This is a genomic window from Nitrosomonas sp. (assembly GCF_022842015.1).
Lineage (GTDB): Bacteria > Pseudomonadota > Gammaproteobacteria > Burkholderiales > Nitrosomonadaceae > Nitrosomonas.
Map to the genome: position 1 here is coordinate 1 of NZ_JALHQJ010000018.1, position 14,920 is coordinate 14,920.

Sequence of the window (14,920 nt, forward strand, 5' to 3'; positions counted from 1 at the left end):
AGGCCGCTGACACAGCGGCAATTGCAACGCAATAGCTTAATTTCTAAAGCTCGGTATGTTGTGGAGCGAACCTTTGGTAGCCAAGCACGCTGGTTTGGAGCCAAGGTGCTGCGTTACCGTGGCAAAGCCAAAGCACATGCCTGGCATATTTTACAAGCCATGGCATACAACCTGAAAAGGTTACCCAGATTGTATGTTAATAGGCAGATACCATTACAATCATAGGAGAAATGCGTATTCTGAGCCGATAATGATCAATGAAAGTGATTGTTCGCGTGATTTCAGCAAAGAAATTACTAAAAAATACCCTGATATTCACATAACAATCAGAAATTGTAACGAATTTTATAATTCGTTGGATTTTGCAAAGGTCTCATCAAGTTTAGCGCAGCATCTGGATTGGGGAAGCTATTGTCATGTTGCGTGGTTTTTCGCACTTCCTTCCTTGTTAAGGTGCTCAATCCAGTTGGCGGTATAGAACATACGACGCAGTTGTACAGGATCGACTAATTACGTGATTTCTTGTTAAAATAAGATCTTACATGTCTACTCCAGACGCAATTAAATTTACATTATCTTATTTTCTGCAATAGAGCCTTTCCTCTTGGGTTAAGGCTTGTTCTTGCGATGATTCTTTGTAGTCAGCAGTAAATTAAAATCCATTAATTTCACCTTCGCGGCGAGGGTCTGCGCCACCTTCGAGTCCAGTTTTTGCGTCGATACGAATCGCGTGCAGGCCGCTGGTTTGATCTTTGAGCGTAATGCGGTGGCCCCGTTTGCGCAGTCGCGACAGTGTTGATTCATCAGCGTGACCACTTTCCATTTCTACGCCATATCCCATAGCAACAATATGCCCATTGGCAATCGCTTCGGCTACGGGTAATTTCTCGGCCAAAATGTGATAAAGGCTGCTGGCAACGTAATTGATAATCCTTGTGCCGCCGGGACTGCCGATCGCCAATAGCGCTTTGTCATCTTTGAAAACGATGGTTGGCGCCATTGATGAGCGCGGGCGCTTACCAGGCTGAACGCGATTAGTGACCAGTGCACCATCAATATCTTTTGGCGTAAAGGAAAAATCAGTAAGCTGATTGTTCAATAAAAAGCCGCCGACCATGATTCGCGAACCAAAGGCGGTTTCAATACTGCTTGTCATACTTACCACATTACCAGCGACATCGACAATGCTCAGATGCGTGGTGGAAGGAAGTTCTGGTGAATCGCTGCTAAGGCGAGGCTCAGCGCCTGGCGGTAAGCCGGCATTCGCCGTGCCAAGCACTGTGTTGTTACTGATCAACTTAGCGCGTTGCTGAAGATAATCGCGATTGATCATGCCTTGCGTGGGTACACTGACAAAAGCAGGATCTCCCACATAGGCGTTACGGTCAGCAAATGCCAGCTTGGAGGCTTCAATAAAACCGTGCTGCCAGTCGGCACGCTCGCCATAGTGGATTTCGTAAGCTTCCAGCAGACCAAGAATCGCCAGTATCGTGATGCCACCTGAAGATGGCGGTGGGGCGCCGCAAATACGATAAATCTGGAACTGTCCACAAACGGCTTTGCGCTTTTCAGGTTGATACGCGGCCATATCTGAGAAACTGAGGTGACCGGCTCGATTGGGATCATGCTTCACCGCCTGGACGATCTGTTTAGCCAGTCTGCCCCGATAAAAATCGGCGGCGCCCAGGATAGCAAGCCGTCGTAGCGTTTGTGCGTAGGCTGGATTTTTCAGCAAACTCCCTTCGGACTTGGGTTGCCACCCTGTTTCAGTCTGGCTGTAAAAATAATTACGGATTTGCGGATTCACCGCCACTTTAGGCATGCGGCTGAGCAAAATATGTAACCGTTCAGAAATGGCAAAACCTTGCTCGGCTAGAATAATAGCGGGTTGGAATAAATTTTCCCATGGCAGCTTGCCATGTTCCTTGTGGCTGGCCTCCAGCATTGCCACAACTCCAGGCACACCTACCGAATGACCACCAATAACAGCACTAAAAAAATCCATTGGCTCGCCATCGGCATTCAAGTAATGAGTCTCTGACACTGATGCAGGCGCGGTCTCCCGGCCATCCCAGGCGACCAGTTCGCCGCTCTTTGCGTGCCAATGCAGCATAAATGCGCCACCACCAATTCCCGATGACTGTGGCTCGACAAGACCCAGTACCAATTGCGCGGCAATAGCGGCGTCAACTGCAGAGCCGCCTTGGCGTAGAATCTTAGCAGCAGCGCGGCTGGCGTGTGGATTGGCAGTGACAGCCATCGCTTTACTAAAGTTGCCTGACTTGATTGCACCAAAGCCACTGGCAGCCTCGGGTGCTATGATGGGATCGCTGGCATAAGCTAATACGCCGTAAAGACACAGAACAGAAAAATACAGCGGTTTTATATCCAACCAGCGCATTCCATTCCTCCGATGATTGATAATTAAAGTTTACTCAAAACTAATGAGTACATTGATGCCTGTTGGTGTCATTTTTTGAATGAAAAGCTGCAAACTAATCTGCGATATAGAATTGCTTCTGTAATATGCTTCAATACAAGCAGATTAAAACTGCTTGTATTGAATTGTGATTTTACTGCAATCCAGATTCCAAATATTCTTGTCTATTTGAGTATCAACCTCGAGTTACGCGGATGGTATAGGATCCTGTCCCAATAGGCGAGTAGTGTCTTACACGCACGAAATACTCTCCAGGTAGGAGTTGCCGACGGATCAGGGCATTGAAGGAAACCCCTTCATCGTCATTGCTGGCAATTTCCGGTACCTGGCTATTCGGCCCGTGCAAACTCATGAAGGTATCCGTCGTTCCACTTGTTTGGATGGTGTAGATGGCATCAGTGGTTATAGTAAATCGGTACACATCACTTTCGTTTGCTGCGGAAATAGTCGCACTGATACTTGCGCCATCCACAACGAGCTCGGGGATAGGGATTGGAGTGGGACTGGGGCTAGTATCAGCGGATCGAACGGCAACTGCATAATTTCCTGTTGTGCTCGAACTATAAAGCCGAATACGCAGATAATAAGTGCCCGCCGAAAGATTTCGTGTGATTTGTGAATTAAAATTTTCACCCGCATCATCGTCTGAAGCCACTTCGATGTTCGGATCATTAGGACCAAACAGCGTCATGAAGGTATCGGACGATCCGTTGGTGTACATAGTGTAAGGGCCGAAGGATGGGATTTCGAACCGGAAAACATCAGTTTCTCCTGCAGTTCCAATATCAGCCTGGGCTGGACCGGCTCCAACAACAATGAGCGGTATGGATGGTTGAGGCTGAAGGACAGAATCATCGTATTCAATACCCAAAGCGATACTGTCTAGCACATCAATAGGACGTGAGCCGATTGGTCCTAAAGGCGTATTATTCATTGGATCGGTCAAATTCTGTCCAAAAGGACCACCGTTTGCTGGCAAATAGCCTTGATTCGGGAAGCGTATTTGCCATTCATGCCAGATCTTATCCACCATGCAATGATGCATAAAGAACACCGGATCATTTGGAGAGGTCATCGGCAGCATTGAGCCACCGACCCAGACATGTCCTCGATTGTGAAGATTTGGGCCGATCCAGCCTTCCACTTGATTACGGAAGCTTGGATTGCTGTTTATGTTCCAGGAGGGCATGTCATAAGGCGTGACAGCCATGACTTGATCAATTTCAGTTTGAGTGGGTAAAGTTGGCAGTCCGTTTTGACCAAAAGCGCGCATGAGTGGGCCAGCCGGCAATCCGCTGGAATTGATGACAGTCCATTGGCCAGTGCGGAATGGCCCGGTCTGAACGACCCCGCCAGCATCTCCATTTCCCCCCAGCAGATTGTCATCCCACATGGAGGCATTAGCTCCTCCCGAAGGCCAGTTCCAGTAGGGTATCCCGAGATTTGAATTGCCTGAGACGCGCTGAAGTTCCCGTTCGAGATCAAAAATAAAACGGCGGTGCCAGGGCAGGAAGGCAGGACATCGGTGAATAGCGCTCATAATTGCATTTGCATGCCTGAGAACAAATTGATCATAGATGCCTTCTGCTTTCAAAGCTTGAATGGCGGTAACGAATTCTGTTCGTTCGGCAATAGTCAGGGTATTTGCATCTTTTCTGATAGCCATGAGAATTTCCTCCTTCTCTCAGTCTGTTTAATCTACTCTTTTACATGGGAAAATTCGACAGTATGTTGGATGATTGCCCGAGCCAGTTCCAATAACGAATCATATTGGGTATAGGGCAGATATTTCGAAGAAAACTTATTTTTTGCCCTATCATGTTGGTAATCAATTAATTTTCCATTGATGAACAGGTGGATATCATCCTTTATCTCAATTTCGCAATCTTCAAAGGTTTCTTTATAATTTGCCATGTTGTGAACTCCTTATTTTGATAATGAAACTTGTCTGTCTTTTGTATAGAAAAGAATTTTTACTGTGTTAACCTCTACAACTTTTGAACAATTCGTTAATAAATAACATTGTCTTCATTCGTTATTCAGTCACCTCGCATTGTAATTTCGAAGTTGTTATATTTTCAATATGGCGCCCACGTCCATGAATCGCAGCGGATAGATCAACAAAGTATCCATCCAGCTTATCGTAATTTAAATTTGCAAACCCCAGCGTCCTCGGAAAATCTGATATTGCACCTTTCGATTCTTTTGTCGTTGTAGCCAAGAGTTCTAAGCTTATAGTTCCTTTAGAATAGGAGGACTCATATTTTCCTGATTTTGTTATATTCTCAACCATAAAGCATCCCTCATAACGAGCCTTCAGGTTAAAAGTGCCTGCTTTCGTAATGACCAACATTCCAGAACGAAGAGTCGGTACCCCTGTGCAATTATTTGTGTTTGCTGAGCTTATGTTACAAGTCATGTTTTTTAAATTGAAAGGCTCCTGTGACATTGCCGCAGGATTTTCCTGAATGAATATCGCGATACCCATGAGAATCATAGCAAATGGTTTCATGGCACCTTATCCTTGATAGGCCAGTAAAATCCGAACACTTGATTACCGATCCTGAAACTCATTTTCCTCTTTGCTTTTAGATTTGGCAACACTAGGCTTACAAGTGCCGTACAAATTAAAAAATCGTCGACTGATCATTATTGCTGATGCTTATGTGCGGTAGCGGACAGATCATTTTTAATTCACTCGTAAGGATTCAAATAAATATGTGCTTGATAAACTATCCATGACTTCAATAGAATATAAATACAGCTTATAGGCTGGAATAGAAAATTAAGGAGAACTTATGATAATTGCAGATAAAAGCAAACAAAACATTTTAATTAAGGGAATCATTATGACCGCTGGTTTGGTCGTTCTTTATGGTTTGGCAGGTTGCCAGCAAGAGGGACCAGCGGAGAAAATGGGAGAAAATATTGATCGCTCAATTGAAAATGCCGAACAAAAAATGGAACAAATTACAGAACAAGTCGGTAAAGAAGTTAGCGAAGCACGTAATTCGATAGCGGATCAGGTCGAAGAAAGTATTCAGTACCTTGATGACTCAGTTGTAACTTCAAATGTGCAGGCGGCAATTGTGAATGATCCATTGCTTGAGCTATCCGACATTATAGTAACCACAGTAAATGGCACGGTGCAACTGAGTGGCATGGTTGATACCCAGGAGCTCATTGATAGAGCAGAAGAAGTGGCTTATTCCCAGAAAGATGTTAAGTCTGTAGAAAACAATCTGATTGTCAAAGTTGCTTTGCCTGAATAAAGCAACGCTAATGATTTATTTGCGATTCATCGCCGTGGTTGGGATTCTGCTGTCTACTGCAGCTGTTGCTCAGACAACACCTCCGAATGACGCGTATATTGCTGGTTACGCAACCGGTATGTTACGGTATAGATTGAATTTGGACATTCCATCTCTCATTGTGCAAAATGGAGTCATCATTTTGCCGGAAGATAGTTTAAATATTTCTGATCAATCACGCGTGGTGCAGATGCTATCGGAAATTCCCGGAGTTAATCAGGTTAAATTAGCGCAAGTTACAACCGAACTACCAATTGCTACGGCTCCTTCACAGCCCATCCAGCAATCAGCTGATCAAACGGTAGCGATAATGAATATTGCCCCCACATTGTTGCCAACAGGTTTGTTGCCGAGTGGTCATTTATTTAAACCATTATTGGCGGATCCTCGCTGGGCTCATTTTTCGGCTTCCTACCGTCATTTCGTAAATGATAACTTTGAGGGTAGAGACATCGGTGCAGTTAGCTTTGGTGAAACGATACCATTTTACCGTGGGAATTTTGGACGTTCACTGGTTCAGTGGGAATCCGGGCTTCAGGCCGGAGTTTTTAGTGATTTTAATTTAGGCGCTCCATCTGCAGATCTCATCAATACAGACTTTATTGCCTCGGCATATTCCAGCATACGTGCAAAGCAATTTTCAGCGTTTGGTCGGATTTATCATCAAAGCTCACATCTGGGTGACGAATTCTTGCTGCGTCGAGTAAATTCTACATTTGAACGCATTAATTTAAGTTATGAGGGCGCTGATCTCAGGTTATCTTATGAATTTCCTTATGGAATACGTTTATATGGTGGAGGCGGTGGCTTATTTCATAAAGAGCCATCCTCACTCAAAGTATGGATGACACAATATGGCATTGAGTTTCGCAGCCCTTGGCGACTGGATTTTGCACCTGTCCGCCCTATCATTGCAGCTGACTTCAAGAATTTTCAGGAAAATAACTGGAACACTGATGTTTCAGCCAGGGTGGGCGTTGAATTCGATAATTTACAAGTGCTCGGTCGAAAGCTACAGATACTCCTGGAATACTTTAACGGGAATTCCCCAAGTGGGCAGTTTCTAAGAAATAATGTGGAATATTTTGGGGTAGGGGCACATTATCATTTCTGACTTGTATCGAGGTGTTAATAAAGCCCTATCAAAATGCCATAACTACTTGAATAGCAATTGTGGTTACCTTGGAAAGTCGTAATTGTTGTCAATCTGTATCTAATCCTCAAGCCTGTTCTAATACACTACGAATAATCCATGAGCCGCATTTGCGGCTCATGGATTATTCGCGCGCGATGTGCCCATTGATTATAAACCACCGGATTGGCCGGAAGTAGTTGACTGAAAATCTGAGGGATAATTTAAAGTTTCGAATGCTAATTGTGAAATTGGGGTCTGCTTACTTACCAAACTAATTTCCAGTGAATCCGACAACGCATTCAGGGGAGCCCCGCCTTGATAACTGAAATGAATAGAAATCTGGTCACCAGCGGATACCAAAAATGGTTTGGGTAATGGAAGAATGATGTATTGGGTATGCCAATCAATGGTGCTGCCCGTAAGCATATTAATGGCCAGTATATTTTTAGTAATGAGTCGTAATGCATTGAACTGACCATTCTCAGCAAGGGTGATCTCTCCATCCCAATGACAAGTTTGATCAAACGGTTCAGCATAAGCCAGTAATTGAAATACTTCAGAGTCTGCGAGGCTTTTGCTTCTTTCCTGTATTGCACAGGGATCTTGGAATAAAATCGTGGGTGCGTTGAAACCTTCAAAATGGAAGTTTTGTTCTATCGGTTGAATAGCCTGAATACTGGCTTCTGGTACGAAGATAGGCAATGGGCCGCCAAATTTTTCTAAGTAACGCTTTTTAAATGAGTCAATCACAGGCATCTGTTTTTCGCGTAATAAGCCCGTGTGCAGCATTTCGCAGATAACGACATCGACAGGTTCCGGCGGCAAGTAATGCAGCGCATCAGCCTGGATCACTTCAACTTTGTCTCCGTTTGTGTTTTGCGCAAGAAGGCTACGAGCAGCATCTACCAGTTCCGGATTGCGTTCTACGCAAAAAACCTTCTGTGCTTTTTGAGCGGCAAAAAAGGATTGCACGCCAGTTCCGCCACCAAGTTCCAGAACTTTGGCGCCGGGTTTGACTACCAAATTAATCGCCTCCTTAAAGCCTTTCATTCGGATGTTATCGTTCAACATATTATGATGGTAATGCAATGGAATGAATTGACCGAGTTCCAAGCTCTCAAATTTATTTTGCATAAAGATTCCTGAGTTTTAGCGTTATCGATTGATAATGAGTTGCCGGAAAATGATAGCAATGATCATGCCAATCTATGGCAAGCTATATGCTGACTGCAGAGGAGCCTTTTTATTTGTTTTTTTATATCGATAAAACGGCAAGGCCGGAAAATTTTGCCGTTTGCGGCAGGATTCTTTGTTTCTGGAAAAGACGGGAGAGAGCGTGATAAATTGCGATCATTTAAAATTTTGATATTCCCGAGAATCGCCAGAAAACAGGAAGTAAGGCTTGTAGTCGTGTGACTATTTTTGTCTAGCTGAACTTGGGTTGTTAAAATGCTTTGTAGATAAGGGGGAAATATGCTATTTATTGTCCACTTTGAGAAAAAATAATAGCTTTACAATACGAACAGGCTAAGAAAAATAACTGAACTTATTTTTCTCTTACCTATTTAAGTGTAGACCATTGTATATATAACTACAGAAATGATGAAAAAACTAATGAGAAATACAAATAAGGAAGAAAATATCATTGCATGTTGGTCGTCATCAATTCAAAAAGGGTGATTTTATGTTGACTTTGGTACGCGATATCACTGCAGGGATGTATATTTTTACTGTATTTTTGTTGTTGCTGATTCTGTCAGGTTCCGCACTGGCTAATCCTCGTTATTCATCTATCGTCATCGATGCTGATACGGGTGCGGTGTTGCATGAATCCAGCGCTGATGCAAGTCGTTATCCCGCTTCTCTGACAAAGATGATGACGCTTTACATGCTGTTTGAAGCAATGGAACAACGCAAGATGACAGTGGATACGCGCATGCCAGTATCCACTCACGCAGCGAGAATGCCGCAAACTAATATTGGGCTCCGCGCAGGGGATAGCATTAGTGTGCGTGAAGCGATTCCTGCGTTGATAGTACGTTCGGCCAACGATGTGGCGGCAGTAGTAGCGGAGGCGCTTGGCAAAACTGAAACCAATTTTGGCCGTATGATGACGGATAAGGCGCGTAAATTAGGTATGCGTTCAACCACATTCCGCAATGCTTCCGGTTTGCCGAATAACGAACAAAAAACTACAGCGCGCGATATGGTGGTCCTGTCAACCCGGCTAATGAAGGATTTTCCTAAGTATTATCATTATTTTTCTACACAATCATTCAGTTATAAAGGTATTACCTATAACAGTCACAATCGCATGGTGCGAAACACCGCTGGTGTGGATGGCTTGAAAACTGGCTTTATCCGCGCTTCCGGATTTAATGTGGCTACTTCTGCCAGACGTGGCAATCGTCGTGTCGTTGCAGTGGTAATGGGAGGGAACACCGCCGCTACCCGCGATCAACACATGGCACAGTTGATCGATCGCAGTTTTGATCATGGACGCCATGCAACCCAAGTGGCGAAAAATAACAGAAACGTCAGTAGTAACGTAGCGGTCGCTAAAGCGAATGCGCCTACTCCTGCATTAAAGCCATATCCAGAGCAACAGAAAGTGCCTGAGCCTATCGTTGAACACTATGTTTTCCCGCCAGTAGCCAGTGCACAAATGGTGCAGCCACAAAAAGTTGCTTTGCAGACGAATGGGGATTGGGCTGTGCAAGTTGGTTCTTATCATGAACCCGATCGAGCTCGTGCGCATGCTCAAGCGGTTGCTCGCTGGATACCAGGCGAAATAGCGGTATCTGAAGTGGAAATCAGTAACCGCAGATTGTATCGAGCAAGACTGGTGGGATTGCAGGAAGATCAAGCGCGTAGCGCATGCCAAAGTCTAACGCGACAAGGAATCGGATGCTTGGTGGTGCGATCCTGACCTGGTAGTGAATCGTTAACAATAATATTTGGTAACTTTCCCTCTACTTAATCATCCCATCCTCTAATTCGACCACTCGATCAGCAATATCCAGAATGCGATAATCGTGCGTTACCAACAAAATGGTGGTTTGTGACTCCTTGGCTAAGCGTTTCAGGAGGTTGACGGCTTCGTAGCCGCTTTGCTTATCCAGTGAGGCTGTCGGTTCATCAGCCAGGATGATTTTAGGTTGTCCGACCAGTGCTCTGGCGATGGAAACGCGCTGTCGCTGCCCGCCCGAAAGCTGATCTGGCTTGTAATCCAGTCGATCGCCAAGTCCCACGGCGATTAGCATTTCTGCAGCTCGGTCACATCTTTGCTGTTCAGTCATGGTGGTGTTAATCTCCAAGGTCATGCAGACGTTTTGCAACGCAGTAAGAGATTTAAGCAAATTATGCTGCTGGAAAATATAGCCAATCTGTTGGCGAGTTTTTACTTTAATCTGTTCATTGCTGTTAATAAACTGGTGTCCCAGCACCTTCACGCTACCATGTAAAGCCTGACGCAGGCCACCGATAATGGTAAGAAAGGTTGTTTTTCCCGAACCGGAAGGTCCGGTTATCAGAACTATTTCACCTTGTTCGAGCGAAATTGTCACGTCCTTTAGCACAGGTTGCGTCAAGGCACCGCTACCAAAACTGAAGCTCAGATGATCAACTTCAATAATGTTTGACATTAGAACATGTCGGCTGGATTGGCGTCTTTTAGCTTGCGTATGGCGAGTAATCCAGCCATAAAACACATAGAAAGGATAAACATAAACACGGTGATGATTTTACTGATTAGCATCGGCATAGGCATGTACATTTGTGATTCCGCCAAGTTGTATAATCCCAGAGAAAGCAGATAACCGGGAATAAATCCCAACACCGCCAGAAAGGATGCTGAAGCAAACACCACACGGATAAAATAACCCTGTTCATATCCCATGGCTTTCAATGTGGCAAATTCATTGCGGTGATTGGTAATGTCGGTGAAAAGAATCTGATAGACAATGACCAAACCAACGACCCAGCCCATCACGGTTCCAAAACCAAAAATAAACCCTATCGGTGCCGTATTGGCCCAGTAATCCTTCTCATGACGCAACAATTCTTCATAGGTAAACACATTGACGAATGCGTTGAGATGGCTTTTAAGTTCAGCTTGTACACTTTCGACCGATGTCTCAGGATTCAGCCTGATCACCCCCATATCTATGTTCTCAAGATTTCTTCTAGGGAAAATGCGCATAAAATTCAAATCACTGGTTATTACGTTGCCATCGGCGGCAAAAGACACGCCTAGCTGGAACAATCCGATGATAGTGACTTTGTAGTCATTGATTTCTGTCACATTCTGACCCATTTCCAGCAATTGACGAACAGGCCCGAATTCAGGGCGCGAGTATTCGTCGAATAGTATCGTATCCTTCAATCTTAACTCGGTATATTTATTTCTGATTGCAGGAACATTGAACAGCAGCGAATCCGGATCAAAGCCATAGACCATCAAGGTTCGTTTAGTCTGAGTTTGGATATTTTTGAGCGGCGCGAGCCCCAAATACAACGGATAAGCTTCTGCAATCGCAGGATTTCCCAGTGCACGCATAAGTTCACTGCGTTTAAATTGAATTGGGCGCCACATGGCTTCGCTTTGCTTGTGCATCAAAAACAAATCGCCATCCAATTTTAACGGAGCAGAAGCTGCGCTGGCGTATAACGTATCTTTGAATCCCAGTTGCATGAAAACCAGCACGCAAGCAAACAATACGCCACAAATAGCCGCTACCAATTTGGTTCGGTCAAAAACAAGCTGCCGCCAAGCCAGGCGTGCGGGAAAATACAACCAGCCAGCCCAGTTCACGGAATTATCCGTACCTTAACTTGGCGAAAAATTTGGTGTCGTAAGTCGGCTGCCGCTTCCGGCTCCAAAGTAAGCCGCACTTCGATAATGCGATTGTCCCGATCCGCCAATGGATCCGTATCATTCAAATCGTTCTTCCTGACTTGGAAACCCAGTTCCCTGACCTGTCCACTGTAACTCCGTTTGAAACCGGTAGCAGTGATACATCCTTGCTGACCTATTTTCACTTGAAGTAATTCTGATTCATAGACTTCTGCAACCACATCGAGCCGGGATAAATCTGCCATTTCCAACAATCCGTTATCACCGATTCGCTCACTAGGCCGGGTGAATATTTTCATAATCGTGCCGGTGATCGGTGCGTAGATCAGCGTGTTTTCCAATTCTGCCTGAGCAACTTTCAGTTCGGATTGCGCACGGGCAATTTCAGCTGATAATCGCTTAAGGTTCGTCGCAGATTGATCAAATGCCAGCTGTTTAGCATCTGCAAGCGAGATACTGACGGCCGAACTGAGTTCAAGTGATTGGTGACGCTCATTTTCTCTTTTGTTAAAAGCGAGCGTGATCTGTTCTACGGTGCGCGCCGCTTCGAGTACCTTAATCCGCATTCTGGCGGCTTCAACTTCAGCTTTTCTCTTAATGTATTCCGAGAGAATGGCTAATTTCTCACCGGCTTTGACCGAATCGGTTTCCTGAAAAAACAGTTGCTCCACGCGAGCACCTTCAGGTCCCGCATTATGGGAAACCTTAATTACCCGGGAGCGCGGTTCTATGTGTCCCAACGCACCGATCCCTTGTTGCGCACCCAACCGACAGGGCGTCTCGGCAAATACGCTGGAGCACATCACTGTAAACATGCTCATGCTGAAAAGTAAAAACCGGATTCTAAAGATCATGATTTTTCTCAGATAATCAATATGTGGCGCACAACTATTCCCAGGGTATTTCGTAGCGATGAATGCTATCTCCGATTAGATCGGTGGTTTCATTGATCTTGTCCTATCGCATGTGCATAGTCGCAAGACGTTGGCGGAATGGCTGTTCCCTCTGTGTAAGTATATTCATTGTAGCTGATGCTAAAGCAGACTTTCTTGCATTATTTTCAGCCTAAGAACAATAATCACGCAGTGAAATATTTGACTAAATGATGCAATAGAGATGTCAGTTTCTCTGGAACACCAAGTCCCATACCCCATGCCCGAGTTTTAGCCCCCTTTGTTCAAACTTGGTCAGCGGCCGATAATTTGGGCGAGGCGCATAATTATTTGTAGTATTGCTGAGCTGTGGTTCCTGGTTCAAAACGTGCAGAATTTGTACCGCATAATCTTCCCAGTCGGTGGCTGCATGAATATATCCTCCCGGCTTCAAGTGCGTACATAAGCGGGCAACCAACGCAGGCTGGATCAGTCTGCGTTTATGGTGTTTGGCTTTAGGCCAAGGATCGGGGAAAAAAATATGAATGCCATCCAAGCATGCGGGAGGCAACATGTGTTGCAATACTTCTACGGCATCATGTTGGATGATGCGTAAATTCGTCAATTCGAATTGTTCGATTTGATTCAGCAAGCTACCCACGCCGGGCGTATGCACTTCAACGCCGAGATAATCATTTTCAGGATGCGCCTGTGCAATCGTTGCGGTGCTTTCTCCCATGCCGAATCCGATTTCCAGGATTTTAGGCGCTTGGCGGCCAAAAATCTGGTTTAGATCAAGCTGGTCTTCGCTAAACGGAATGCCGTATTTAGGTAGCAATAGTTCGCAGGCGCGGCGTTGCGCGTTGGATAAGCGCCCTTGACGAAGAACAAAACTGCGTATGGTTTGTTGCATTGATTATGATGAATGGGCAGCAGCGGAACCGAAGTTAGCTGGATTTGCTGCTAGCCGGTTTTTTTGCCGCAGATTCAGCGCGCGCAATGACACCTTCCGTGGGCGAGCTGGGGCTGGCGCTGTATAGTTTTTTTGCCATGCGACCGGCCAGATAAGCTTCGCGCCCGGCTTCGACGGCTTTGCGCATTGCCGATGCCATCAGCACCGGATTTTGCGCTGCGGCAATGGCTGTGTTCATCAGTACGCCATCGCAACCCAGTTCCATCGCAATGGTCGCATCGGAAGCGGTACCGACACCTGCATCAACCAGCACGGGGATTTTGGCATTATCGATGATGATTTGCAGATTCCACGGATTCAAAATGCCCATGCCCGAACCAATTAACGAAGCCAGCGGCATCACGGCGACACAGCCCATGTCTTCCAATTGCTTGGCAATGATCGGGTCATCCGAGGTATACACCATCACCTGGAAATCTTCCTTGATCAGAATTTCAGCGGCCTTGAGGGTTTCGACCATATTCGGGTACAGTGTTTTCGGATCGCCCAGCACTTCCAGCTTGACCAGACTGTGCCCATCCAGTAATTCACGCGCCAGGCGCAACGTGCGCACCGCATCGTCTAGCGTATAACAACCGGCTGTATTGGGTAACAGAGTGTATTGTGAGGGTGGCAAAACATCCAATAGATTAGGCTCATCCGAATTCTGACCGATATTCGTGCGACGAATCGCGACCGTAATGATTTCAGCGCCGCTGGCTTCAACGGCTACTTGGGTTTCGTTGAAATCTTTGTATTTGCCTGTGCCGACCAGTAAGCGGGATGTGTATGTCTTGCCGGCAATAACTAAATTATCCATGAAGTTTTTTTAGTATCTGAGTATGTTTGCTGAATAGCGGGATTTAGCCGCCACCGACCGCGACCACAACTTCCAGTTGGTCTCCATGAACCAGCATTTGTTCCGCGAACTGGCTGCGCGGAATAATTTCGCCATTGCGTTCGATGGCGATGCGTTTGCCGTGCAATGCAAGATGGTCGATAAGCTGTGTCACGTTTATCGGCGATTCAAATTGCTGCGGTTGCCCGTTAATGGTGAGTTGTATCATGGATGATAAAGCTGGGGTTGATATTTCAGGTTAGCGAGATGAACAATCAAAAATCAAGGTGAATTTTATCATGCAGGGGATGGAGAATTGGAATAATTTATTAGAAGTTAGAATCAATCTGCACTGATCTTTCGAACATACTATAATTCTTATAATATGTTGGCTTCTCTAAATAGTGGATAATGCTGCCGCTTGTCTGAACAACTTGTCTGCTGATTTTAGGTTCTGAGCAATAATAACAATTGGATAGTGAATGTTGATAAGGAATATGAGGCAGCCTTGTGGAGT

15 protein-coding genes are annotated in these 14,920 nt (G+C 45.3%); 4 read left to right on the top strand and 11 right to left on the bottom strand.

Translation table 11 applies throughout. The features are described 5' to 3' along the window. Positions 1-225, top strand: a 225-nt coding sequence (locus tag Q0C11_RS04840; protein ID WP_293006241.1) for a transposase, incomplete at its 5' end; no start/stop codon positions are given. Between the two features lie 427 nt (positions 226-652). On the opposite strand, the gene ggt is transcribed toward Q0C11_RS04840, so the two are convergent. The 4 genes from ggt to Q0C11_RS04860 form a co-directional block, all read right to left on the bottom strand. Further along, positions 653-2,401, bottom strand: coding sequence for a gamma-glutamyltransferase (gene ggt, locus Q0C11_RS04845; RefSeq protein ID WP_293006243.1), 1,749 nt, complete (start codon positions 2,399-2,401; stop codon positions 653-655). A 214-nt stretch (positions 2,402-2,615) separates the two neighbouring features. Beyond that, complete coding sequence (locus Q0C11_RS04850; protein WP_293006245.1) at positions 2,616-4,106, bottom strand: tyrosinase family protein; 1,491 nt, start codon at positions 4,104-4,106, stop codon at positions 2,616-2,618. A gap of 32 nt (positions 4,107-4,138) precedes the next feature. Continuing rightward, a complete protein-coding gene (locus tag Q0C11_RS04855) occupies positions 4,139-4,354 on the bottom strand; it encodes a hypothetical protein (RefSeq protein WP_293006246.1) in 216 nt (71 codons plus the stop codon). Between the two features lie 121 nt (positions 4,355-4,475). Further along, a complete protein-coding gene (locus tag Q0C11_RS04860; protein ID WP_293006247.1) occupies positions 4,476-4,952 on the bottom strand; it encodes a hypothetical protein in 477 nt (158 codons plus the stop codon). 286 nt (positions 4,953-5,238) lie between these two features. Between Q0C11_RS04860 and Q0C11_RS04865 the strand changes: the two genes are divergently transcribed. After that, positions 5,239-5,712, top strand: a complete 474-nt coding sequence (locus Q0C11_RS04865) for a BON domain-containing protein (RefSeq protein ID WP_293006249.1) — start codon at positions 5,239-5,241, stop codon at positions 5,710-5,712. A gap of 10 nt (positions 5,713-5,722) precedes the next feature. Further along, a complete protein-coding gene (locus Q0C11_RS04870; RefSeq protein WP_293006250.1) occupies positions 5,723-6,865 on the top strand; it encodes a DUF1207 domain-containing protein in 1,143 nt (380 codons plus the stop codon). Between the two features lie 189 nt (positions 6,866-7,054). Here Q0C11_RS04870 and Q0C11_RS04875 read toward each other — a convergent pair whose 3' ends face one another. Next, complete coding sequence (locus tag Q0C11_RS04875) at positions 7,055-8,020, bottom strand: methyltransferase domain-containing protein (protein ID WP_293006252.1); 966 nt, start codon at positions 8,018-8,020, stop codon at positions 7,055-7,057. Between the two features lie 550 nt (positions 8,021-8,570). Between Q0C11_RS04875 and Q0C11_RS04880 the strand changes: the two genes are divergently transcribed. Next, positions 8,571-9,815, top strand: coding sequence for a D-alanyl-D-alanine carboxypeptidase (locus Q0C11_RS04880; RefSeq protein WP_293006254.1), 1,245 nt, complete (start codon positions 8,571-8,573; stop codon positions 9,813-9,815). A gap of 43 nt (positions 9,816-9,858) precedes the next feature. Here Q0C11_RS04880 and Q0C11_RS04885 read toward each other — a convergent pair whose 3' ends face one another. The 6 genes from Q0C11_RS04885 to thiS form a co-directional block, all read right to left on the bottom strand. Then, positions 9,859-10,530: an ATP-binding cassette domain-containing protein gene (locus Q0C11_RS04885; protein WP_293006256.1), complete on the bottom strand. Its 672-nt coding sequence runs from the start codon at positions 10,528-10,530 to the stop codon at positions 9,859-9,861. Beyond that, entirely contained in the window at positions 10,530-11,699 is a 1,170-nt protein-coding gene (gene devC, locus Q0C11_RS04890) for an ABC transporter permease DevC (RefSeq protein ID WP_293006258.1), read from the bottom strand. The genes Q0C11_RS04885 and devC overlap by 1 nt, the downstream gene beginning before the upstream one ends. Continuing rightward, entirely contained in the window at positions 11,696-12,562 is an 867-nt protein-coding gene (locus tag Q0C11_RS04895; protein WP_293006260.1) for an efflux RND transporter periplasmic adaptor subunit, read from the bottom strand. The genes devC and Q0C11_RS04895 overlap by 4 nt, the downstream gene beginning before the upstream one ends. Before the next feature lie 298 nt (positions 12,563-12,860). Beyond that, entirely contained in the window at positions 12,861-13,526 is a 666-nt protein-coding gene (gene trmB / locus Q0C11_RS04900) for a tRNA (guanosine(46)-N7)-methyltransferase TrmB (RefSeq protein ID WP_293006262.1), read from the bottom strand. Positions 13,527-13,560: 34 nt separating this feature from the next. Then, on the bottom strand, positions 13,561-14,385 hold the full coding sequence (locus Q0C11_RS04905; protein ID WP_293006264.1) for a thiazole synthase: 825 nt from the start codon (positions 14,383-14,385) through the stop codon (positions 13,561-13,563). A 43-nt stretch (positions 14,386-14,428) separates the two neighbouring features. Continuing rightward, on the bottom strand, positions 14,429-14,632 hold the full coding sequence (gene thiS / locus Q0C11_RS04910) for a sulfur carrier protein ThiS (protein ID WP_293006265.1): 204 nt from the start codon (positions 14,630-14,632) through the stop codon (positions 14,429-14,431). Between the last annotated feature and the right edge of the window lie 288 nt (positions 14,633-14,920).

Bases quoted from the DNA above. Each gene is read 5' to 3' on its own strand.
- trmB (WP_293006262.1), bottom strand. From the start codon at position 13,526: ATGCAACAAACCATACGCAGTTTTGTTCTTCGTCAAGGGCGCTTATCC.
- Q0C11_RS04870 (WP_293006250.1), top strand. From the start codon at position 5,723: ATGATTTATTTGCGATTCATCGCCGTGGTTGGGATTCTGCTGTCTACT.
- Q0C11_RS04880 (WP_293006254.1), top strand. From the start codon at position 8,571: ATGTTGACTTTGGTACGCGATATCACTGCAGGGATGTATATTTTTACT.
- Q0C11_RS04860 (WP_293006247.1), bottom strand. From the start codon at position 4,952: ATGAAACCATTTGCTATGATTCTCATGGGTATCGCGATATTCATTCAG.
- Q0C11_RS04865 (WP_293006249.1), top strand. From the start codon at position 5,239: ATGATAATTGCAGATAAAAGCAAACAAAACATTTTAATTAAGGGAATC.
- Q0C11_RS04895 (WP_293006260.1), bottom strand. From the start codon at position 12,562: ATGAGCATGTTTACAGTGATGTGCTCCAGCGTATTTGCCGAGACGCCC.
- Q0C11_RS04885 (WP_293006256.1), bottom strand. From the start codon at position 10,530: ATGTCAAACATTATTGAAGTTGATCATCTGAGCTTCAGTTTTGGTAGC.
- Q0C11_RS04905 (WP_293006264.1), bottom strand. From the start codon at position 14,385: ATGGATAATTTAGTTATTGCCGGCAAGACATACACATCCCGCTTACTG.
- Q0C11_RS04850 (WP_293006245.1), bottom strand. From the start codon at position 4,106: ATGGCTATCAGAAAAGATGCAAATACCCTGACTATTGCCGAACGAACA.
- Q0C11_RS04875 (WP_293006252.1), bottom strand. From the start codon at position 8,020: ATGCAAAATAAATTTGAGAGCTTGGAACTCGGTCAATTCATTCCATTG.
- thiS (WP_293006265.1), bottom strand. From the start codon at position 14,632: ATGATACAACTCACCATTAACGGGCAACCGCAGCAATTTGAATCGCCG.
- Q0C11_RS04855 (WP_293006246.1), bottom strand. From the start codon at position 4,354: ATGGCAAATTATAAAGAAACCTTTGAAGATTGCGAAATTGAGATAAAG.
- ggt (WP_293006243.1), bottom strand. From the start codon at position 2,401: ATGCGCTGGTTGGATATAAAACCGCTGTATTTTTCTGTTCTGTGTCTT.